Source organism: Croceifilum oryzae (assembly GCF_030814315.1).
In the GTDB taxonomy this organism is placed as follows: Bacteria; Bacillota; Bacilli; order Thermoactinomycetales; family Thermoactinomycetaceae; genus Baia; species Baia oryzae.
This window is the reverse complement of record NZ_JAUSUV010000018.1, coordinates 23,269-45,278: the sequence shown is the minus strand read 5'-3', so window position 1 is coordinate 45,278 and position 22,010 is coordinate 23,269. Positions and strand designations below refer to the sequence as shown.

Genomic DNA, 22,010 nt, shown 5'->3' with positions numbered 1-22,010 from the left:
ATACTCATTGTTTATAAAATCTACCGCATAGGCAGGTAAAGGTTGCATGCTTGTCCATAAAACAATGGCGACAATCATGCTAACCCATATTCGAATTTTCTTATTCATTCTGTTACTCTTTCTCCTTCGCATAAATTAACCCATTAAGGATTATATATGATTTCTCCCTTTTTTAAAATTATTATTTATATTATTTATTGTTAATTTAGATATAATCATGTAGATTTATAAAAGAGTTATAAAGATGTATATAGGAGATGGAAAAATTGTTTATTCGTTTATCGAAAGGATTACGCATAGTACTACTTGCTACTTTATTAACAGCACTATGTTTCCCAATGGGTACATTTGCCCAAGAAAATAGCTCTCTCATTCGCCCCACAGATAAAGCTTCATATACGCCTTCTTTGCCACAGCCCATAACTTCGAATTGGAAAGAAGGTTTGAAAAATCTGAGTAAGAAGCAAAATTCTAGAAAGAAACGTTCTACTGAGTCTGCTACAGATCAAAAGCCTTACACCAATCCTGTTTCTTACAATGCGTACCTACATACGGGAGAAATCCATTATTATATGTTTGAAACAACGAGTGAAGGAACGATTAACCTAACTTCTTCAGGAGAACGAAAAGCACCGAGTGCTTTTATTTCTACTTTGGATAGTAATCCAAAGACATATAAAACAGGAGATACACTCCCTGCAGGAAGTTATGCATTAGTAGTGGAAAAGGGAGAAATGCTCTACTCTATTACACTATCCCAGCTATCCTTTAGCGAAAAGCCGGATACAAACCTTCCGGAGATCAAGCTTACCAAACCAGCAATCGAAAGTCCGATTCATGAATCCTATCGACTTGCCGTGCAAGATGTACGCTTTTCGTTTGAAGGCACATCAACGAATACCACTTCATTAACCCTGAAGGAACAAGGCAAAAGCGGTTCCGTCCGTAACCTTCCTGTTGGCAATGCCTTTCAAGAAAGCTATAGCATTCAGAAAAACACACCTGCTTATAGCAACTATGAGTTCCAAGCATCTAGCCAAAGTGGGAATTCGATCACTCGTGTAGTCGAAATCGTTCGCCCAAGTCTCCTCAGAACCAATGGCTCTGATCAATATGACACAGCAATTAAAACCAGCCAAGCCTTACATCCAGATGGAGTCAAGTCAGTCATTATTACCGGACAAGATGACTATTACGATATAAAAGGCGGAGCGGTCCTATCCCACTTCGACAATGCTCCCATCTTGCTAACTCCTACTGGAAAAAATGGTTTACTGCCAGATCGAGTAAAGCAAGAGATCATTCGATTAAAGCCCGAAACAGCCTATATTCTAGGGGGTTCGGATAGAATGTCTACTCATGTGGAAAAAGCCATCCAAGATTTAGGAATTAAACCTGTTCGCATAGCTGGAGCTTATCCTGCCCAAACAAATGCGAAAATTGCTGAGTATTTCACTAACAAAATGAATGAATTAGGTACAAAACCAGATACTGCTCTTATCACCAGTAGCAATTTCGGTCCTGTAGGTACACAAGCAATGAATATATCGATTCAAAAAGGGATGCCTCTTCTCTATGCAAAAGACACAGGGCTCCACGACGACGTGAAAGACTTTCTCAAAAAATATCCACAGTATAAGAAGTTTGTGATTGTGGATGACCCTACGATTGTTGTTACAAACACAGAAAAAGAACTACGCGATCTCGCTCCTGGCAATACGGTAGAGAGAATTGGAGATGGGAAAACCCTCACACGTTATGAGTCTGGAGTTGAGTTAGCGAAAAAGTTCCAAACCGATGCTAGAACGATCGTCCTAGCAAACGGGGAGAATGACCCTGCTCAGCCACTTGGCACCATTCATATCGATGCAGTCTTAGGAGCACCACTTGCTGCCAAACATAAAGGCACATTGCTTCTCACTCCAAAAGACTCCTTCTCAACCAGTGTACTGCAGTACCTAGATGAACAACGGGGCCGTGATAAAAAGGTAGATCAGTTGTTTATCCAAGGGGGCAATGTAGTCGTTACGGAATCCTTAGTAGATAGATTACTGAAATACCTACAATAAGTATTACTAATCATTTCTTAACGCAATCACATATGACCTTATAGAAAAGAACTGCATCCGCGTCAGGTTGCAGTTCTTTTCTATTTCACATCTAGCAATAAGAGAATCATGGAGTAGGAGGCAACCTCTCTATCCTAACCTCACCATTATCTTCCGTTATAGTGACTACCATCTCAATAAATCTGCTTCACAATCAAACTCTCCACTCTTCTCGCCAACTGACCCGACTCATACTCAGCCTGAGTCACAACAAAGCGGGTCATCCGTTGATCTAAATCTAGCGCCTCTTCCATCGAAGTCATCAAATCCACAGCTTTACGGTCCACTTTTAAAATAATATCGACTTCGTGGTCGTGTGGGGTAAATACGACAACGATCTGATCGACTACATCTTGAAAACGCAACAGTGGATTAAAGCGATACTCCTGCACAAAGGGTTGTTGTGTGTAATAATGCTCAAAGTCGGCTGTGACGCCTCTTAATTCAAATCCAATCTCTTCGATTAGTTGAATCATTTGGTGCACGAGCGGGTGAGGTGTGATCTCGATCCCGTCCACGTCACCGGGATCTTTTGCCATCCGGATGTCGAGACCCGTTTTCAGATAAACAGGGCAACCGCTTGTCGTCACAGGGACATCATAAGGGAGTTGAAACTCGAATGGAATCTCTTTGGACTCACTCGGACCAATCACAAATGGCTCCGTGATCCGGAACTCGTCAAGCACATACTCTGCACTATTGCCTTCGTGATGGTACTGGACTACTAAGTAAAGATAGATATCATCTACTTTCTGCTCTACTTGTCCTCCCTGTATGTAAACAGCTCCGTTAATGAAGTCTCCCTGGCGATAGCTTGATTTCTCTAGGCGTGTATCTACCTTAGTTGCTCCGATGCCCATACTTGCTAATGTTTTTCCAAAAATCGACATAATCTATTTCTCCCTCCTATTTCTGTTACCTAGCATTTTGCGAATCTTATGTAGTGGGTCTTCTGGTACGGCTTGTCCATTCATTTGCAGAGTGGACTCTGGATTTTTATGCTCCCAGTATAACTGGCTGGTTAGCACTTTAGCTGTACGAATCATCTCGATTTCCATATGTAAGCCAATTTCGTCGTAGGTAAAAATGACAAGAAAATCGTCCACATACCCATGAAACGAGCCAATCGGTTTAAATTGAAACATTTGATAAAAAGGATGTGGTTTCACCTCAGCATCGTATTCATTGCTAATCTTATAAAGTAAAAATCCAGCCTCTTCAATTTCTCGTAAGATTTTTTGAATGATCGGCGAAGGAAAGATATGAATGCGATCCGAATCTGTTGGAGCTACGCCCAGCTTAACATCTAACATTGTTTTTAGGTAAATAGGGTAACGTCCCTCTGACATCGGAATCTCCGCCGGAATTCGAAATTGGAATGGAACTCGTTTCTTCTTTTCTGCTTCAATCATCACAGCATCGGAAAGTGGAAACTTTTTAAATATATGCGATACTTTCTTTCCACCTTTGTTATATTGGACAACTAAAGCTAGTTCAATTTTTGAGATATCTTGATCTGTATTTCCACCTCGTATGACCACTTCTCCCTTTAATATATCTCCGGGAAAAAAGCGGTTATCTGCTAAAATGGTATCCACACTAGCAGAGCCAAATCCGGCACTGGTGATCCACTTACGAAGCATCTTTGACTCTCTCCTTTATCATCAAAAAACAATTCATATGTCAATGGAATTATAACACAGCCTGCGACTTCCGTTTTCTTCTGTTTCTCGTTACAATGACAAGGAGAAGGAGAGAATATTTATGAATAAAAGAATAACGTCTACTACATTATACGAACAGGCACTTGATGTGATTGTAGGAGGAGTGAATAGCCCCTCTCGCTCTTTTAAAGCAGTAGGTGGCGGTGCTCCTGTCTTCATGAAGAAAGCAGAAGGTGCTTATTTTTACGATGAAGATGGCAATCGATATATTGATTATCTAGCGGCTTTTGGCCCTGTTATCTTAGGACATGCCCATCCAGCTGTCACACAAGCCATTCAGGAAACAGCTATCGATGGGATCCTATATGGCGCACCTACTTCCAAAGAAGTTGAATTTGCTACTATGCTTCGGGACGCGATCCCTTCCATGGAACAGATTCGCTTTGTAAATAGCGGAACAGAAGCCGTGATGACCACCATTCGCCTAACAAGGGCTTATACGGGGCGCAATAAAATCCTAAAATTTGCGGGATGTTATCATGGACACTCTGATCTGGTCCTCGTTGCCGCTGGTTCTGGCCCGTCCACACTCGGAATCCCAGATAGTGCTGGAATTCCAACTAGTATCTCGCAAGAAGTGATTACGGTGCCTTACAACGATATCCCCGCTCTGAAAGGAGCTCTTGCTAAATGGGGCGATCAGATTGCAGGCGTGTTAGTAGAACCGCTCGTTGGAAACTTTGGGATCGTACCTCCCGCCCCTCAGTTCTTAGAACAGGTAAATGAGCTTGTCCATCAAGCCGGCGGTTTAGTCATCTATGATGAAGTCATCACCGCATTCCGCTTTCACTACGGAGGAATCCAGAATTTATATGGAGTGGAGCCTGATCTAACCGCACTCGGAAAAATCATTGGCGGGGGACTTCCAATCGGAGCCTACGGTGGTCGTAGAGACATCATGGATAAAGTCGCCCCTATGGGTCCTATGTACCAGGCGGGAACGATGGCAGGTAACCCCCTCTCCATCTCCGCGGGAATTGCTTGTATTCGTGAATTAAGCAAAGAAGGCACCTATCAGCAACTAGATGAAATGGGCGCTCGGCTAGAAGAAGGGATTCGTTCTTCTGCTGATAAACATGGGGTGCAAATCATGCTAAATCGATTTGGCGGAGCACTTACCGTATACTTTACAGATCAAGAAGTATTCGATTACGACACAGCCCAAACTTCAGATAGCGAGCAGTTCGGAAAATTCTTCCGTCTCATGCTGGAACAAGGGATTTATCTAGCTGCTTCCAAATACGAGGCTTGGTTCCTAACTACAGCTCATACGGATCAAGATATTGCAGAAACCTTGAAAGCTGTCGATATCTCATTCTCAAAAATGGAGTCACACAAATGAGTCATTCAATTTATGAAGCAATCGGAGGGGCACCTACCATCCGCCAGATTGTAGAAGCCTTCTATCCGAGGGTCAAAGCACATCCTCTACTCGATCCGATTTTCCCAGAAGACCTAACCGAAACCATTGAAAACCAATATATGTTTCTTACTCAATTCTTTGGCGGTCCTGGCTTATATACGGAGAAAAAAGGACACCCCATGCTACGCGCACGGCATATGCCATTTGAAATTACTCCCGAGCGAGCAGAAGCATGGCTTGCTTGTATGAACGAGACCCTAGACGAAGTAGGGATCCACGGCCCCGTTCGCGAACAAATGTGGTCACGACTTGCCATGTCTGCCTATCACATGGTAAATTCATAAATCGGATAACTAAACCATGCAAGCCGTAAAATTCATCAAAAAACGCTATTCTTCCTGATATCTCTTCAGAAAGAATAGCGTTTTTCACTTTAGAGAAAAATTTGACAGTCATACAGAACCTGTTAATCTGTGAGCTTGATGGCTCTCAAAATGACAGTATCATAATTTCCAACCCCGGCTGAAAAGAATGTAATCGGATTTTGCAATACTCTTAATCCAATCGCTTCACCAGCGTTTACTCTTTGGAACGTAGTAGCTGTAGTTGTAGTATCTTGCCTGATTTCTGTATTCCTACCTACAGGGTTCGGTGCTAATACACCATTAATTTGCAACTGAACGAGAGAGTTTGCGATCATTGTTCCTGACACAACTGTATAGTCAATTGCATAAACCCCACCTTGCAATACTCCAAGACCCGTTGTCCCAACTAGCGTAAATTGTCCGGGCGGGATTGAATTAACTGCAAGAAATGGAAGGAAATCATTGGCAGCAACTGTCCCTGCGGTGTTGTCTCTTACTGCTCCACCCACTATATTGGCAACATTTACTCCGGTAGGTCCAGTTGGACCCGTTAGCCCTATATCTCCTGTAGACCCGGTTGCTCCAGTTACTCCATCAGTTCCAGTTGCACCCGTGGCTCCTGTGGCTCCGGTTACTCCATCGGTTCCGGTTGCTCCTGTAGCTCCGGTTACTCCATCGATTCCGGTTGCTCCTGTGGCTCCGGTTACTCCATCGGTTCCGGTTGCTCCTGTAGCTCCGGTTACTCCATCGGTTCCGGTTGCTCCTGTAGCTCCGGTCACTCCATCGATTCCCGTTGCACCCGTGGCTCCGGTTACTCCATCGGTTCCAGTGGCTCCTGTGGCTCCGGTTACTCCATCGGTTCCAGTGGCTCCTGTGGCTCCGGTTACTCCATCGGTTCCAGTTGCACCCGTGGCTCCGGTTACTCCATCGGTTCCAGTTGCACCCGTGGCTCCGGTTACTCCATCGGTTCCGGTTGCTCCTGTGGCTCCGGTTACTCCATCAATTCCGGTTGCCCCTGTGGTCCCGGTTACTCCGGCTACTCCATCGGCTCCGGTTGCCCCTGTAGGTCCAGTGGCTCCTGCCAGTCCTGTAAGTCCTGTAAGACCAAGTTCATCAATGATTGCTTTAATGATTTTCCCAATAGTCCCAGAAGCTCCCGTGGGCACATCTAATCTCACATTTGCTGAACCAGGTGTTACCGAAATCTCTAACGCATTAGATAGAAAATTGAGTGTATCTCCGAAACCAAGTGGAGCACTTCCGCTTGCTCCTGAATTCCCTAGAACCGTAAATAAGAAATCACCTGTAACAAAAGTTCCCGTCGGACCTTGGGGACCTTGAGGTCCTTGAGGCCCAGTGGCCCCAGTGACTCCAATCGCTCCCACCGGTCCTTGAGGTCCCTGAGGTCCAGTGGCTCCCGCTGGCCCTGGAGGTCCTCCTGATGACCCTGTGGTTCCCGCCGGTCCTTGAGGTCCTGTTGGTCCCCTCGTAACATCTGTTCCTAATACATTTTCCAGCTTCTCATTTAAAATCCACTCTTTCTTCCCTATTACATTGATCGTGTCTCGAACACTTTCATTAATCGTAAGTAAGTCACTAATCGTGGGTTGAAAGGTGGTTGATACTCCGGGGAGAGTCCCTAGAACGTACTGTAGCTTTTCTCCCTCGGCATTAATAATATGACTTAAGCCTAGCTCTTCTAATGCAATCGATGATAGTAGTAAATTTACTGCATCTTCTCTAGTAATGGATATGTTAGGTGAAATATTAGGTATATTCGCTTGGGACATATTCCTATCTCCTTGCTATATAGGATTAGTTAGACATCAATATAAACTATGCATGAACAACACGTCCGCCACACACACATTCCAACTCACCCATAAATAGAAAGCCCCTTTTCTAAAACAGTTACTTTTTTTCCTGTTTTGTATCATGTCTCACGGAGTCTGTTTTTGCCGTTTGGCTACTTGCTCGAAGCAAACTTCCCACATCTTCACATGCCAAACGAAAACACGAAAAAAGCCTTCTCCTCTCAATCGAAAGGAAAAGGCTTTTTCATCAACTATAGCACCTACGGCATGAAAACAAGTCCCGTTACCGATATAACCGCTACCATTACTCCAAAAGCAATAAAGAGAATGTAGTAGAAGGACCCCTTTTGATCCAAATGCATAAAGGTAAACAATTGCAAAAGAACCTGAATCACCGCAAAGCCGAGCATCAAAGGTAGTACCCAAACCACTGGTACAACATCTCTTAGTACAAGCACGAAAGCTGCGACGGTAAGCAAGATCATCGCGCCAAATGAAACGATATGCTTCATTTTGCTCTCAGGTTTGTGCTCAGGTGGTTGGGTATTAGAAGTATTTTGATCCGCCATCATTATCCCACCATTCCGAGAAGATATACCAACGTAAAGATAAACACCCATACAACGTCGATAAAGTGCCAATACAAGCTACTTACAAAGAGTTTAGGGGCTGTTTCTGTATTAATCCCCCATTTCCAAGCTTGGTACATAATCGTCGAAATCCAAATGATCCCAAAGGTTACGTGCGCACCGTGCGTTCCAACTAAAGCGTAGAAGGAAGAACCAAAGGCACTACTCATAAAGGTATGACCCTCATGGATATAGTGAATAAATTCGTAGATCTCAAGGACTAGGAAGGAGAGACCGAGCAATACGGTTACTCCTAACCAGAAAAGCATTCCTTTTTTATCTAGCTTATTCATTGCCATCATGGCGAAAACACTGGTTAAGCTACTAAATAACAAGATCGCTGTTGCCACCGCAACAAGGACCGGATCAAACAAATCAGCTCCGCTTGGACCATTTACGGTTTGATTACGAAGCGCTAGATACGTACCAAACAAACAAGCAAACAATACGGTTTCAGCACCGAGGAACATCCAGAAGCCCATTACTTTATTTTTACCTTCAAAAGTAGCTGTTTCTAGATGCACACCCGGTTTGATTTCAACTGAATCATGAGCCATTAGCTTTTCGCCTCCTTATCTAGGAGTTCTTTCGGTTTTACATAGAATCCATGATCACGGTCGAAGGAACGCATGAACATCGTTACGCCAAACGCGAGTAGCCCCATGACACCGATTTGCCAACTACGAGCGATTAAGCCCCAACCACCCACAAAGAGGGCAATCGACATCAAGAACGGAATATGAGAGCCAGATGGCATATGAATCTTACCTAGAGGCTCAGCAGGAGTCATTTCCTTATTCCCAGCTTGTTTTTCAAGCCAGAACGCATCTACACCGCGAACTTCTGGTAGTTGTGCAAAGTTATAGAAAGGAACTGGAGTTTGGGTAGCCCACTCCAACGAACGACCATCCCAAGGATCTGCAGCAGCAATCTTTTTGGAACGGAACGATTGAATCATATTCCAAGCAAAGATAATGGTTCCGATTCCCATGAGGATCGCACCAAATGTACTCACTTGGTTAATATACTCAAGCCCTACATTAGGCTCATAGGTAAACACACGACGTGGCATACCGAAGAGTCCCAAGAAATGTTGCGGGAAGAATGTTAGATGGAATCCAATAAAGAAGAGCCAGAAATGCCAGTTTCCTAGTCTCTCACTTAACATCTTACCAAACATTTTTGGCCACCAGTAGTATGCACCAGCGAGAAGAGCAAATACTGTACCACCAATTAACACATAGTGGAAGTGAGCTACTACGAAGTAGCTATCTTGATACTGGAAGTCAGCTGGAGGAGCAGCAAGCATAATCCCCGTCATACCACCAATAACGAATGTTGGAATAAAGCCAATTGCCCACTTCATGGCAACTGGGAAGGTTAGTTCCCCGCCCCACATAGTAAACAACCAGTTAAACACTTTAATACCCGTTGGAATCGCAATGAGCATCGTAGCGATAGCAAAAATGGAGTTCGATACAGGTCCAAGTCCTACTGTAAACATATGGTGAACCCATACCATGAAGCCTAAGAACCCAATTAATGATGTTGCGAACACCATTGAGTTGTAACCGAACAATTTCTTTTTAGAGAATGTCGAGAAAATATCAGACATAATCCCAAACGCAGGGAGAACTACGATATATACCTCTGGATGACCAAAGATCCAGAACAAATGCTCCCAAAGTACCGCGCTACCACCCATTACATGATCGAAGAAGTTCGCTCCGAAAAGTCGATCCATCATCAATAAGAGTAGAGCAATCGTAAGTGGAGGCATTGCAAAGATAATCAACACAGAAGTAATCAGTGATGTCCATGTAAACATTGGCATACGAAGCAGGCTCATACCCTTCGTACGCATATTTAAGATGGTGACGAGGAAGTTAATCCCACTCATCGTCGTTCCGGCACCCGCTATCTGTAAACCGAGTACATAATAATCGACCCCGGGCCCGGGACTATATTCATTCAAAGCTAACTGTACATAAGAAGTCCAACCAGCATCAGGAGCTCCACCGAATATCCATCCCATATTCGTCAAAAGCGCTCCGAAGAAGAACAACCAGAAACCCAAAGAGTTTAGAAACGGAAACGCAACGTCACGTGCACCTATTTGCAATGGCATCACTACGTTGATCAAACCAAAAATCAGTGGCATAGCCGCAAAGAAGATCATCGTTGTACCGTGCATCGTAAGTAATTCGTTAAATGTACGTCCTACAAAAGCATCATTTCCAGGAACCAATAATTGGTAGCGCATAAAGAGCGCCTCCAAACCTCCTACTACAAAGTAAAAGATCCCCGCCATAAAATACATGACACCAATTTTTTTATGGTCCACCGAGGTAAGCCAATCCCAGGCTGTTGTCTTACGCGCACGTTGGATAAGGGTATTATTATATCCCCCTGTAAAAATCGCCGCAAAGAATAGCCCAAACACAATCATGATAAGCAGTGTTCCCAAGGTAGTCCCTCCTTTGTTACCTCACAAGATAGGAGTCTTATTTGCGATTCATTAAGTATTGCGTTAGAGCATCAAGTTCTTGATCATTCAAGAAGTCAAATTTCTCCATCTTCGTACCTGGCTTAATCGATTTCGGATCTTTTAGCCAAGCTTTTAGGTTCTTTTCATCATATTTAAGAACACCCGCAATCGACTGACGGTTACCAAACTTCGTCAAATCTGGACCTTGTCTTTTTGGATCCATACCAGCATGACATTTGATACAAGAGCTATTAAAGATCTCTTCACCTTGTTTTTCTTTCGCTGTCACAACAGGTGCTGGAGGAGCAGACATCTTCGCAAGCCATTTATCAAAATCAGCTTGTTCTTCTGCTACCACTTTAAAGTCCATCAAAGCATGACTCGCTCCACAAAGTTCCGCACACTTCCCATGGTATAATCCTGCTTTTTTCGCATCAAGTGTAAGCTCGTTGACACGTCCAGGGATTACGTCCATCTTACCACCAAGGGCTGGAACCCAGAATGCATGAAGTACATCAGTACCTGTAATTTTGAAGTGAACTTTCTTTCCAACAGGTATATGTAGTTCTTGAGCTGTTTTAAATCCTTGTTTCGGATATTTAAATTCCCACCAATACTGATGACCCACAACCTCAACCACCAACACATCGTCGCCTTTTGGCACTTCAGCAAGATCGAAGGTATACTTCACAGTCGGAATTGCGAGCGCTACCAATGCCGCAATCGGAAGAACGGTCCAGATAATTTCCAACACAGTATTATGATCCTTGTACTTGGAACGATCTAGGGTTACCCCCTCACGCTTTCGAAACTTCACTAAAACATAGATAAAAATAGCCATTACAATAGCAAAAACCACTAGCATGATCGCAATACTAAAATAGATTAAGTCTAAGCTTTTTTCACCCGCTGTTCCTTTTGGATCAAGTACATTGAGTGCATCACTTGGTAGTATTTTACTTGAATCACAGCCCGCTAGTACAAGCATCGCTAGGGCAAGTACAGCTAGTATTCGCCATAAACCTTTTCGGCTCACTACATTCAACCTCACTTTCTGAAGACAGTTCCTCTCATAAATTCAGTATAACCACGAATCCTGAAAAGAACTGATTGAATAAATGCAGGGCAATCAGCCCTACTGGTTCACATCTAATAGAAGGATGTAATTCCCTTGTCAATCACCATGACTAAGAGTATGCCCATGAGATAGATGAGCGAGTAGATAAACATCATCTTAGCCCAAGCGATATCATCCTTGGCATAAAAGCCTTTAATAGAAAGGATGATGTAGACAACCCCTAATATGGTTGCTGCCGTTAAATACACCCAACCACTCGCTCCAGTAAAGAACAATAAGAGGGATGAAGGCAACAACAAGAGCGCAAAGAGTAGCATTTGGATCTTGGTCTCAGCAAACCCTTTTATCACTGGTAACATCGGAATCCCAGCAGCGCGGTATTCTTCAACTCGACGCATCGCCAGCGCAAAAAAGTGAGGTGGTTGCCACATGAACAAGACCAAGAAAAGAGCCCAAGCGGTTAAATCGATCCGCTCGGTAACAGCTACCCAACCGATCATTGGCGGCACAGCGCCTGAAACTCCACCTACTACAGTATTCCACACACTTGTACGCTTCAGCCACATTGTATAAATCATCACATATACAAAGAAACCAACAAAGCCCAAGAATGCTGAAGCGGCATTGACCAATACGCCAAGCACGATAAATCCTGCCAAACTTAAAAATATGCCATACCATAACGCAACCATCGGCTTAATTCGACCTTCAGGGACTGCCCTAGTCTCTGTGCGATTCATTTTTGGATCGATATCTCGATCATAAAAATTATTTAACACACAGCCTCCAGCAATCACCAATGCCGTTCCGAGGAGAGTCCATAGTAGGTTTAAAAAATCAAAATGCTGAAAACCAGAAGCCAGCCAAAAGCCCGTAAATGTAGCGAGCAAATTTGACTTATTAATACCTGGCTTCGTCACTTCATAGTAATCACGCCACGTTGATTTACCTACATCCATGAGAGACTGGGAAGCTAATACTCTCTCAGCAGATCTTGACATAACAAACCTCCCTCCTTGTTTACGTCCAACCAAGAAGCTGGTTGTTAACATCCTTTTTCAAGCAAATACTTTTATTCACAATCCCTGATTTACGCTTGATACCAACATCATTTTAGTTGATGATGGATGTTCGTGCAAGGGCAGAAAGATTTCCAGATAAGATAGAAAGGATTTGTTTTCTCCTGCATTTTCGTATAATAACATTCACTTGCTTCGAAGTTCCCTTAATTCGCATGGTATTCCATCCATAAACGAACCTTGTTACATAGTATGTGAATATTTTATGTCAAAATTTCATGGAATCAAAATTTGTTTTTGAATCAAGTGGCGCATCCAAGTTTTGTACGTGAAAAAGTTCACTATAAAGCCCCTCGTGTAATAAGAGTTGTTCATGTGTTCCTTTTTCCACGACTTTCCCCTGATCGATGACGACAATCTGATCCGCATGGGTAATCGTAGACAATCGATGAGCGACTACGATCGTGGTTCGGTTCTTAGCAAGTCTCTCCAGTGATTCCTGAACCAACGCCTCAGACTGCAAATCAAGAGCTGACGTAGCCTCATCCAGGATGATAATTCGAGGATCTTTCAGAAACACCCTAGCAATCGCTAATCGTTGCTTCTGTCCACCTGATAACTTTACACCTCGCTCTCCGATTTCCGTTTGATAGCCTTGAGGAAGTTGCATGATAAAATCATGGGCATTTGCGGCTTTTGCGGCCTCTATCATCTCATCCTCTGAAGCCTCAATTTTCCCCATCCGTATGTTTTCTTCAATCGTCCCACTAAAGAGGAAGTTATCTTGAAGAACGAATCCGATCTGTTTTCGCAAGCTCTCTTGCGTGTAATCACGCACGTCCCGACCATCTACTTTTATGCTACCTTTCGTCACATCAAAAAAACGAGGAATTAACGAAACGACAGAAGATTTACCCCCACCAGATGGTCCAACTAAGGCAATCATCTGACCTGCTTCCATCTCTAAGTCTATATTTTTTAAAACAGGCTCCCGTTCTTCCCCATAGGAAAATTCAACCCCATCAAAGTCAATCTTCCCTTGTATCTCTTTCACTACATATGCATCCGGACGATCCACTATGTCGTAAGACTCATCTAGAAACTCAAATACACGATCCATAGAAGCATGTGCTTGCGTGAGAGTGGTAGAGGAGTTTACTAGCCGACGCACGGGTGAATAGATCAAGCCTAGATAGCCATAAAAGGCTGTCATTGCCCCCAGCGTAAGCTCCCCTTGGATTACCTGATAAGCAGACACTGCAATCACAATAATAGGTGCTAAATCGGTAATCGTATTGACAGAAGCAAATGTTTTCGCTGTCCATCTCGTATGAGTCAACGCTTTATTGAGAAAATGACGATTCCGCTTTTGAAACTGGACTTGCTCATGTTCCTCCAGATGAAAAGCACGGATCACAGGAATCCCTTGAATCCGCTCATGGAGATGCCCTTGTAACTCGCTCAATGCTTGCGATCTCTCACGTGTGTACTTTCGTAAGTTCTGATAAAAATACTTCACACTAAAGCCATACAACGGAAAAATCGAAAGCGAGATCAAGGTCATCCACGGATCAATCCAGAGCATCATTCCTACCGCAATAAACAAGGTGGCAAAATCTAACCACACATTCATGATCCCCGTAATCACAAACTCTTTTGTCTGTTCGACATCGTTAATCACGCGTGAAATCACTTGCCCTACTTTTTGATTATTGTAATAACGTAGGGATAATCGCTGGATATGATCATACATCTGATTCCGCACATCAAATAAAATACGATTAGCGGTCCATTGCGCGAAATATTGCCTGTAATACTCCGCAGGAATGCGTACAACTGTAAATAAGAGTACAGCTCCCACCGTAATCCACCATAATTGCCGAATCTGTTCTTGCCTAACCATCCCAGATAGCAGTACATGGTCAACCACGTACTTTAACATAAGAGGCAATAACAACGGGATACCAAACTTAATGATTCCAATCCCCATTGTACCTATAATCTGCTTCCGATAGGGCTTTACAAATTGGAGATATCTGCGAACACTTCCCATATTTTCATCTCCTACATACCATCGAATCAGGTGATCCTAGTATATCAAAAACAGAGTACCTACACACAAAAAGACCGAGAACAATCAATGCTCTCGGCCTTACTTTCTTATTAGCGTGAAATTAATGACGCGCTTTTTCCAACGCTGGTAACAACTTCGCGTTTAGAATTTTGATGTAAGTACCTTTCATTCCTAAGGAACGAGACTCTACTACACCAGCAGACTCTAATTTACGAAGTGCGTTTACAATCACAGAACGGGTAATTCCCACACGATCCGCAATCTTACTTGCTACTAGTAGACCTTCTAAGCCATCTAGTTCGTTAAAGATGTGTTCTGCTGCTTCTAGCTCTGAGAAAGAAAGGGAGCTAATCGCGAGTTGAACCACTGCACGACTACGAGCTTCATCTTCCACTTTACCAGCACGTTCGCGAAGTACTTCCATTCCTACTACAGTCGCACCATACTCAGCCAAAATGAGATCATCATCTACAAAGGATTCATTAACCCGAGAAAGAACGAGAGTACCTAAACGATCTCCGCCACCGATGATTGGAACCAATGTGGTAAGACCTTCACGGAACATTTCTTTCATTTCGTAAGGGTATGCAGTGTAAGGGCTATCTACACCAATGTTTGGCATCGTATGATCTACTTCCATAAGAAGACGAGCATAGTCTGCTGGGAATTCGCGATTAGTCTGATATTTTTGCATACGCTCATTTTCAAAGTCATGGTTCGTAGCGAGACCCATCATTTTTCCTTCTGGATTTACTACATAGATGTTAGAAGAAATCACGTCGCAAAGCGCTTGTGCTACTTCATCAAAATCTACTAAGTGGTGACCTACATTTTTTTGTAAGATCTTTGAAATTCTACGTGTTTTGTCAAGCAAGTTCATGAATAAATGCCTCCTATTTTTTGCAAACCTATCATTTAAATGGACCTAATCTGCCAAAACATCAATTCTGACAAAAGAGGATTTTTTTCAACAGGATTTGATTTTCGAAAGATTGAAATGTACTTTACCTATTATGCTCTTTTTTTCCACATAGGCAAATTAATTTTTGTGAACAATCTTTGACTTTTAACCACATTTGCAATAGTTTTTAAAAATTGGTCAAAGATGAGCACTTAAGGATGGTCGCCATAAAATCCATTCCACTTTTCCCTCGATCAACTTCACAGAAACCTGTCCTACGGTGTCGTATCTGCTGTCTCGAGAAGCAAACCGGTGCCGATTATCTCCCATCACAAAAATTGTTCCTTTTTGCACTACGATCGGGCCGTAATCTCCATCTTCAATCCTAGTATCGATATAGGGTTCTGTTACAACCTGTCCATTTCGCAGAAGCTTTCCGTCTTTTATTTCAATCCGGTCAGCTGGTACCCCGATCACTCGTTTTACGAGATATCGATTTGCATCGGAGGGATCTTGAAACGTGACAACATCCCCTCGTTGCGGTGTGTGAAACAAGAATGAAAATTTGTTAACTAACAAACGATCTCCATCGTGTAAAGTCGGTTGCATGGATGTTCCGTTTACGATTGACATCGCAAGTATAAATTGGTTGACTCCAATAGCGATTGATACGCCAAACATTGCCAAGACAATCCACTTTGTTACACGATGTTGAACGAGACTGACTACATTCACTCCATCATCCCTCTCCTTTGATCAGGGAACGATACTGCCTGAACCAATATGGGGCAATTTCTGGAGCAAATGGAGCTGATCGGGTATGGATCAGATCTGTGATTTTATGTACAGCTTGTTCAATCTGTAACAGTACCTGCGAGGGGTACGCGTATCGAACTTGATTTATCTCGTACTCATCCTGATCTACAATTTGAAATCTTAAATCAGAATAGGTAATAACATCAAGGTCATAATCAATATACGTTATGACATTTTTCGTACGATCCAATATCACAGGTGAGGCGATGTTGGTGTAATAGTATCGGAGCTTATCCGAATTCCTGTACACGCAAACCGTATTAAACCATTCGTCCTTGGGAAAAATCGTAATGGCGATGCCCGCGAAGACTGCTTCGGTGCCATCCGGCTGAATGACTTCCACATCTTCGTTCGCAATCACTAATTGACGAGCATCTTCATGAAGGACAAGAGAGGTTTTCCAGATTCGGTGCAAAACATCTCGGTGCTTGTAACTTTCTACCCGCACCATGTTGCCTCGATTCTGTAAGATTTCCATTCACCTCCAGAAAAGCGTTCCTATTTCCTTTATTGCCAAAATCTGAAAGATATAAAACAAACGTTTCAGAATTTATTTTCGTGATCTGCTTTTTTGGAGTAAATGAAAATCTTTAATTCTGTTATCCTTTACCTTAACGATGTGATTATGATATATATTTTTATTCCTATTTACAATGATGTAAATATTTCCATGTAAGAAAAAATTGAGCTCTCTAACATCGAGAGCTCAAGTCACTAGCGGGTTTGCCTAACTCTTGTGAACGTTCTGTGGCTTTGAAAATTGCCTCACAAATCGCTTCCTCAAAATGAAATTTCTTCAAAGTTGTTAACCCTGCAAAAGTTGTCCCACCCTCAGAGGTAACTTCCTCGCGTAGACGAGAAGGTTCTTTTCCCGTATGAAGTAGCATCTCAGCAGCGCCAATGCAAGTTTGAATGAGTAACTGACGAGCGATATCTGCTTCAAGCCCTACGTAGACCCCTGCTTTTTGCATTGCTTCCACCATGTAGTAGAAATAAGCTGGCCCACTCCCTGCAAGTCCGGTTACAGCATCCATCTGTGGCTCCTGAACCTCTATCACGATTCCAATTGCTTCGAGAATCGTTTTAGCGGTGGAAATGTCATGTTCCTTCACATGCCTTCCAGAGCAGATCGCGGTTGCCGATCGACCTACTGCCGCTGAGGTGTTTGGCATCGTTCGTACAACGGCTACTTTTTGCGGACAAGCTGCTTCGATTTGATCTGTACTCACACCCGCGATTACGGAAAGGATCAGTTGGTTCTTCCGAAACTTAGGACCCCAATCCTGTAAGACTTGACCAGCAAATTTTGGCTTGATCGCGAGTACGATGACATCCGACTCTAAAATAGCTTGTTCATCATGAGAATGACGAGATAATTGATAGCGGTCTTCTAACTCTTGTAGCCTAACATGGTTCGAGCGATTCACCACGGCTATGTTACGCGGCTGGATCACTTTCCCCCTCGTCAATCCTGTAATCATGGCCTCTGCAATCGAACCCGCGCCGATAAATCCAACACGAAGATTCTCATATATGTCTGTCACGTTCTTTCCTCCTTATAAATAAAAAAACAAACTAAAAACAAACTAAAAACAAACTAAAAACAAATAAAAAGTATATAAAAAACAAATAAAAACCCATTCATCCATTAAGGACGAAAAGGCTTTCTTCCGCGGTGCCACCTTATTTAAACTCACTAACCATGAATTTATCTCTATTTATGCAGGTAAGTATATAAAAATGCAACCATCTCATTCCTCACTGCATAACACTGAGATAACGGTCAGCTCCGATCTGATTTCTATCATCAGCCACTACAAGGGCGGGTTCAAGCATGTTCTAGGTAGAATCTCTCAGCCGATGGATTCCACTCTCTATACTAGATTCGATAGCTTTACTATTCCTTGTCACAGCGTTTTCTTTATTTTTGTATTGTATTTCTATATTATGTAAATTAAAACCTAAAGTCAACACTTACGGAGATGGCAATTGATTCCGCTGAAATTGACGGTAGTGTTCCGCTAACTCCACTGCCGCTACTGCACATACATTGCCAGCTAGCTCTCCCGAAATCTCCTTTGCCGTACTCGTTAAGATTGCTTTTAGATCATTGGGGGTGAGATTGGGGTTCTCCTCCAAAAGCAACGCACAGATTCCCGCCACATAAGGAGTTGCCATTGAAGTACCTGACAGTCGTAAATAATGGTCATCAACACATCTATCTAGAAATTGTAACTCTAACTCAGAGCCTGGAACGTTTAATGAGATAATATCCGTACCTGGTGCATAGAGATCAGGCTTCATCCATCCATCCTTTGTAGGGCCACGACTCGAAAACATAGCTACCTCATGATAGGCAGCACCTACTGTTAAAATAAGCGGATCATGCCCTGGACTACTGATCGTCCCTGGCTTCGGACCATCATTACCTGCTGCTGTACAAACCATTATCCCATTATGCCAAGCAATTCTGGAAGCCTGTGCGAGAGGATCTTTTCGATAGGATTGAATAGCAGGAGCACCTAGTGAAAGGGATAAGATATCTAGTTGATATTCCTTCTGATTCATCACACACCATTCAATACCGCGAACGACGGTTGAAAGCTTACCTCCACCGTGTTGGTCGAGTACTTTCACTCCGACAATCTTAGCCTCTGGAGCGGCACCCATGTATATCCCCTGCGAGCTAAATCCATTTCCAGCTGCACTCCCTGCACAGTGGGTCCCATGACCATGATCATCATAGTAATCCGTCTTCCCTTGAACTAAGTCTATAAATCCCACAATTCGCGACACAGGATTTATGAGATCTGGGTGTGGAAACAATCCCGTATCTAAAATGGCAATGGTAATGCCTGTCCCCATTAAATTGCGCTCTAACTGAAGTTGCCTCACTCCAGTCGATTTCGCAGATAAATCTAATGAAGCATACACCCGTCGATCGAGATATAAGTGTTCTACCTGATGATGGACCACTAATTCTTCTAAGAGTTCCGCTGAAAATTCCCCATAGATCGAATCAATCAAAGGGATTTCTCCGAGCACACTCCCCCCGCGACTGGCACACCAATCCGCTAACGCGTATGTATCAACCGATTCCTCTTTATCTAACTGTATGATTATTGGATAAGAGACTGATATAGACTCCTTATCTAATTGCTTCTTACGGCTTAGTTGCACACGCAAATCAGGATCAAGTCGATGCGCGTATTTCTCATACCATTCTCTTTTTCTCAACTGCATCCAAGTCTCCTCACTTTCCTATCTGCATTTAATTAGATTTTTATCTAATGATTACCTGCAAAAAGGAGGAAGTGACTTTATGCATTTTGAAATTTCAGTAGGTCTCCTGTATACCAAGTCACAATCGGAAAGAGAATCGACCAAATCCAGATTGATAGATTCGGAACTCCGACATGACAAAGCAAGCTACTTAGTAAGATTCCCGTCCATAAAGCAAAATGTAGGACACGAACCGACCCTTGAAAGCGTGAATCTGTAAATAAAACGAGACAATATAGGAGTCCGCCAATCGAGAGAACAGACGGAATCACATACGTTAATAGGTGAACCAAGCTTTGCTCTAATTGACTAAGTGCATAAAAAAGACCAACATTCCCTTGCGTTTCCCCTGTAGCATGAGCAAGTGGCACAATGATTCCTTGAGCAAACAAATATAAGATCACAAGGCAAATGCCCGATAGATGAATAAACCAAGCAATCTGTCCCATCCACTTCCACTTCGGAGATACTAATTTCACATTCCATGTACATGCCATAAATAAGCCGATTACTACTAATACCCCGCTACTTACATACCAGAAGAAAAAAGACGAGCTTCTCTCTACAATAAACTGGGCAGTCGTAGCATAATCATTTTTTGTTTGTTGGAGCAATAACCACATCGAAATAGCACCGACTACAGAAAGCATCCCTGAAATACGAAAAATCAAAATTAATCCATTTCTTTTCATCTGGCCTCTCTCCTAGATTATCTATTGTATTCTTCATCTTTTCTTCTAGAAGAGCGATATATACCCATAATGAAAAAAAAGGATGTGCCTAGGCACTATCAAGCCCACACACATCCCAACAGGATCAAATATCTAATTTTATATTTTAACTATGGAGTTTGGATTTCTTATTCGGGATTATCTTCATCCGACTTTGCTCCACTGTCTTTACTTTGGCTAAACTTTTCTGGAGGCAGCGGTTGGTTCTTTCCTCTTTCTGCTCCTGGGGCCGTGTACGTATTGATTTGAATCGACCCACCGCTGATCGTAATTCGGATCACCATCGGCTTACTGTAATTATTTTTAAAACGGAAATCAGGACCACCCCATGAAACAGTTGCATCTCTGCCTGGTGGCACGTATGGAACTTCTTTACTGTGAGATTGTCTTCGGGTAATCATTACCCTTGCCTTATCTACACTATTAAACAACGTACTCGAAACCTGACAGATTCCCCCACCAATATCCTCCGAGACTTCTCCTTTGACAATGACACCCGCTTTTTTATAGCCACGAGCCACTGTACGCTCTCCAACTACTTTATTAAATGAAAACTCGTCTCCAGGAAGTAATATGATGCCATCAATTGTTTCGGATGCTTTCTTGATATTATTCGTTCGATTTTCATTCCCGGGATCAAATGTCGTCTTAAAGGTTCCTATTAATCTACCACTCGCTTTGTTAAGATCAGCAGTGGTAACTTGTGGTTCAACGGTTATAAATGGAAGCTCTTTCGTTTGATTCACCAAAGACTTGATATCAGTAAGCCACTCTTGGACTGTTTTAACATCGACCACTGAACCCGCCTTTTCAGGTGTGACGGGATCCCCTACTTTTTTCTGAGAGGCATTTTTCATAGGTACATCTACTTGCTTCTTCACATCATCTAGCCATGCTGTGAGCTTCTTCTGATCAATCTTAGCAACGTCTGTCCCATCATAACCAATGGTAAGCAAATCGAGTTCAAAATTTTTCCCTTTTGCTGTTAAGGTTATTTTCTGAGGCGGTGCTTTCACTTTCTCTTCGTTGGCACGAGGATTATTACTTGCATCTTGCGTAGCCCATAGATAGACAGCCCCTACTACAAATAGAAACGCTAAGGCACTAACAAACCACTTTTTCGTCTTTTTAGCGCTCCTCTTTTCGGGATCGAGATTTTTAGTCGATTGATCTTCTTCTTTTTTCGAACCAACCGGCTCTTCCCCATTCATCAAATGAGTACTTTGATGTAGATTTTTTAAAAAAGAATCTTCATCTTCCTCGGACTCCTTGGATTCTTCCGACTCAGAAGCTGACTCGCCAGCATCATGCTTTGCTTGCTTGATCTCTTCTATCTTCTGTTCCGTTTCTTCTGAGATAGCAAATATCTCTTCATCTTCAGAATCAGCTTCGGATTCATCATGCGCAAGCCCTTCTTGTTCTTTCAGTACTTTCTCTAACTCTGTAAAATTCCACTTAGAAGTATCCGACAGGGGGACTTCACTATTTTCCTCTAACACCAGAAAATCGGATTCATTTTGGGTAGCCTCAGAATCTCCTATATCCTCTTGGTCAAGCCTATCTGGCTCTTTTCTCTCTTTATCTTTTTCCTGCACTCAGGCTCTCCCCTTACACAACA

The 22,010-nt window shown here is 42.8% G+C and carries 19 protein-coding genes and 1 other annotated feature; of the genes, 3 read left to right on the top strand and 16 right to left on the bottom strand.

Annotation, left to right across the window (positions count from 1 at the left end; all coding sequences use genetic code 11):
- The first annotated feature begins 266 nt into the window (after nt 1-266).
- On the top strand, nt 267-2,069 hold the full coding sequence (locus tag J2Z48_RS14860; protein WP_307254794.1) for a cell wall-binding repeat-containing protein: 1,803 nt from the start codon (nt 267-269) through the stop codon (nt 2,067-2,069).
- Nucleotides 2,070-2,242: 173 nt separating this feature from the next.
- Here J2Z48_RS14860 and J2Z48_RS14855 read toward each other — a convergent pair whose 3' ends face one another.
- Both J2Z48_RS14855 and J2Z48_RS14850 read right to left on the bottom strand, forming a co-directional pair.
- A complete protein-coding gene (locus tag J2Z48_RS14855; RefSeq protein ID WP_307254793.1) occupies nt 2,243-2,998 on the bottom strand; it encodes a sporulation protein in 756 nt (251 codons plus the stop codon).
- 3 nt (nt 2,999-3,001) lie between these two features.
- Nucleotides 3,002-3,751, bottom strand: a complete 750-nt coding sequence (locus tag J2Z48_RS14850) for a sporulation protein (RefSeq protein ID WP_307254792.1) — start codon at nt 3,749-3,751, stop codon at nt 3,002-3,004.
- A gap of 121 nt (nt 3,752-3,872) precedes the next feature.
- On the opposite strand from J2Z48_RS14850, the gene J2Z48_RS14845 reads away from it, so the two are divergent.
- Nucleotides 3,873-5,174 carry a glutamate-1-semialdehyde 2,1-aminomutase gene (locus tag J2Z48_RS14845; RefSeq protein WP_307254791.1) on the top strand — a complete coding sequence of 434 codons (1,302 nt, stop codon included), beginning with the start codon at nt 3,873-3,875 and terminating at the stop codon, nt 5,172-5,174.
- A complete protein-coding gene (locus J2Z48_RS14840) occupies nt 5,171-5,539 on the top strand; it encodes a globin domain-containing protein (protein ID WP_307254789.1) in 369 nt (122 codons plus the stop codon). Before J2Z48_RS14845 ends, J2Z48_RS14840 begins: the two co-directional genes overlap by 4 nt.
- Before the next feature lie 122 nt (nt 5,540-5,661).
- Here the strand turns inward: J2Z48_RS14840 and J2Z48_RS14835 are convergent, their stop codons facing one another.
- The 14 genes from J2Z48_RS14835 to J2Z48_RS14770 all read right to left on the bottom strand — a co-directional run bounded on the left by J2Z48_RS14835 (nt 5,662) and on the right by J2Z48_RS14770 (nt 21,987).
- The gene (locus J2Z48_RS14835; RefSeq protein WP_307254787.1) at nt 5,662-7,350 is read right to left on the bottom strand and encodes an alpha-helical endospore appendage domain-containing protein; all 1,689 of its coding nucleotides are present in this window, start codon (nt 7,348-7,350) and stop codon (nt 5,662-5,664) included.
- Nucleotides 7,351-7,634: 284 nt separating this feature from the next.
- On the bottom strand, nt 7,635-7,943 hold the full coding sequence (locus J2Z48_RS14830) for a cytochrome C oxidase subunit IV family protein (protein ID WP_307254785.1): 309 nt from the start codon (nt 7,941-7,943) through the stop codon (nt 7,635-7,637).
- Nucleotides 7,944-7,945: 2 nt separating this feature from the next.
- Nucleotides 7,946-8,560, bottom strand: coding sequence for a cytochrome (ubi)quinol oxidase subunit III (locus tag J2Z48_RS14825; RefSeq protein WP_307254783.1), 615 nt, complete (start codon nt 8,558-8,560; stop codon nt 7,946-7,948).
- Nucleotides 8,560-10,452 carry a cytochrome c oxidase subunit I gene (ctaD, locus tag J2Z48_RS14820; RefSeq protein WP_307254800.1) on the bottom strand — a complete coding sequence of 631 codons (1,893 nt, stop codon included), beginning with the start codon at nt 10,450-10,452 and terminating at the stop codon, nt 8,560-8,562. The genes J2Z48_RS14825 and ctaD overlap by 1 nt, the downstream gene beginning before the upstream one ends.
- A gap of 55 nt (nt 10,453-10,507) precedes the next feature.
- Nucleotides 10,508-11,527 carry a cytochrome c oxidase subunit II gene (gene coxB, locus J2Z48_RS14815; RefSeq protein ID WP_307254782.1) on the bottom strand — a complete coding sequence of 340 codons (1,020 nt, stop codon included), beginning with the start codon at nt 11,525-11,527 and terminating at the stop codon, nt 10,508-10,510.
- A gap of 113 nt (nt 11,528-11,640) precedes the next feature.
- Nucleotides 11,641-12,570 carry a heme o synthase gene (cyoE, locus tag J2Z48_RS14810; RefSeq protein ID WP_307254781.1) on the bottom strand — a complete coding sequence of 310 codons (930 nt, stop codon included), beginning with the start codon at nt 12,568-12,570 and terminating at the stop codon, nt 11,641-11,643.
- Between the two features lie 286 nt (nt 12,571-12,856).
- Entirely contained in the window at nt 12,857-14,641 is a 1,785-nt protein-coding gene (locus tag J2Z48_RS14805) for an ABC transporter ATP-binding protein (RefSeq protein WP_307254780.1), read from the bottom strand.
- A 121-nt stretch (nt 14,642-14,762) separates the two neighbouring features.
- A complete protein-coding gene (gene codY / locus J2Z48_RS14800; protein ID WP_072335743.1) occupies nt 14,763-15,542 on the bottom strand; it encodes a GTP-sensing pleiotropic transcriptional regulator CodY in 780 nt (259 codons plus the stop codon).
- A gap of 219 nt (nt 15,543-15,761) precedes the next feature.
- Complete coding sequence (lepB, locus tag J2Z48_RS14795) at nt 15,762-16,298, bottom strand: signal peptidase I (protein WP_307254779.1); 537 nt, start codon at nt 16,296-16,298, stop codon at nt 15,762-15,764.
- A gap of 4 nt (nt 16,299-16,302) precedes the next feature.
- The gene (locus J2Z48_RS14790; protein WP_307254777.1) at nt 16,303-16,857 is read right to left on the bottom strand and encodes a DUF402 domain-containing protein; all 555 of its coding nucleotides are present in this window, start codon (nt 16,855-16,857) and stop codon (nt 16,303-16,305) included.
- A 214-nt stretch (nt 16,858-17,071) separates the two neighbouring features.
- The gene (gene proC, locus J2Z48_RS14785) at nt 17,072-17,923 is read right to left on the bottom strand and encodes a pyrroline-5-carboxylate reductase (protein WP_307254775.1); all 852 of its coding nucleotides are present in this window, start codon (nt 17,921-17,923) and stop codon (nt 17,072-17,074) included.
- Between the two features lie 103 nt (nt 17,924-18,026).
- Nucleotides 18,027-18,299, bottom strand: a binding site (T-box leader).
- 54 nt (nt 18,300-18,353) lie between these two features.
- Complete coding sequence (locus J2Z48_RS14780) at nt 18,354-19,622, bottom strand: S8 family peptidase (RefSeq protein ID WP_307254773.1); 1,269 nt, start codon at nt 19,620-19,622, stop codon at nt 18,354-18,356.
- 77 nt (nt 19,623-19,699) lie between these two features.
- Nucleotides 19,700-20,353, bottom strand: coding sequence for a hypothetical protein (locus J2Z48_RS14775; RefSeq protein WP_307254771.1), 654 nt, complete (start codon nt 20,351-20,353; stop codon nt 19,700-19,702).
- Nucleotides 20,354-20,520: 167 nt separating this feature from the next.
- Nucleotides 20,521-21,987: a VanW family protein gene (locus J2Z48_RS14770; protein WP_307254770.1), complete on the bottom strand. Its 1,467-nt coding sequence runs from the start codon at nt 21,985-21,987 to the stop codon at nt 20,521-20,523.
- Nucleotides 21,988-22,010 lie beyond the last annotated feature (23 nt).

What these genes read in the sequence shown, in the direction of transcription:
- J2Z48_RS14855 (WP_307254793.1), bottom strand. Translation starts at nt 2,998, where the DNA reads ATGTCGATTTTTGGAAAAACATTAGCAAGTATGGGCATCGGAGCAACT.
- J2Z48_RS14850 (WP_307254792.1), bottom strand. Translation starts at nt 3,751, where the DNA reads ATGCTTCGTAAGTGGATCACCAGTGCCGGATTTGGCTCTGCTAGTGTG.
- J2Z48_RS14845 (WP_307254791.1), top strand. Translation starts at nt 3,873, where the DNA reads ATGAATAAAAGAATAACGTCTACTACATTATACGAACAGGCACTTGAT.
- J2Z48_RS14840 (WP_307254789.1), top strand. Translation starts at nt 5,171, where the DNA reads ATGAGTCATTCAATTTATGAAGCAATCGGAGGGGCACCTACCATCCGC.
- J2Z48_RS14835 (WP_307254787.1), bottom strand. Translation starts at nt 7,350, where the DNA reads ATGTCCCAAGCGAATATACCTAATATTTCACCTAACATATCCATTACT.
- J2Z48_RS14830 (WP_307254785.1), bottom strand. Translation starts at nt 7,943, where the DNA reads ATGGCGGATCAAAATACTTCTAATACCCAACCACCTGAGCACAAACCT.
- J2Z48_RS14825 (WP_307254783.1), bottom strand. Translation starts at nt 8,560, where the DNA reads ATGGCTCATGATTCAGTTGAAATCAAACCGGGTGTGCATCTAGAAACA.
- ctaD (WP_307254800.1), bottom strand. Translation starts at nt 10,452, where the DNA reads ATGATTGTGTTTGGGCTATTCTTTGCGGCGATTTTTACAGGGGGATAT.
- cyoE (WP_307254781.1), bottom strand. Translation starts at nt 12,570, where the DNA reads ATGTCAAGATCTGCTGAGAGAGTATTAGCTTCCCAGTCTCTCATGGAT.
- J2Z48_RS14805 (WP_307254780.1), bottom strand. Translation starts at nt 14,641, where the DNA reads ATGGGAAGTGTTCGCAGATATCTCCAATTTGTAAAGCCCTATCGGAAG.
- codY (WP_072335743.1), bottom strand. Translation starts at nt 15,542, where the DNA reads ATGAACTTGCTTGACAAAACACGTAGAATTTCAAAGATCTTACAAAAA.
- J2Z48_RS14790 (WP_307254777.1), bottom strand. Translation starts at nt 16,857, where the DNA reads ATGGAAATCTTACAGAATCGAGGCAACATGGTGCGGGTAGAAAGTTAC.
- J2Z48_RS14780 (WP_307254773.1), bottom strand. Translation starts at nt 19,622, where the DNA reads ATGCAGTTGAGAAAAAGAGAATGGTATGAGAAATACGCGCATCGACTT.
- J2Z48_RS14775 (WP_307254771.1), bottom strand. Translation starts at nt 20,353, where the DNA reads ATGAAAAGAAATGGATTAATTTTGATTTTTCGTATTTCAGGGATGCTT.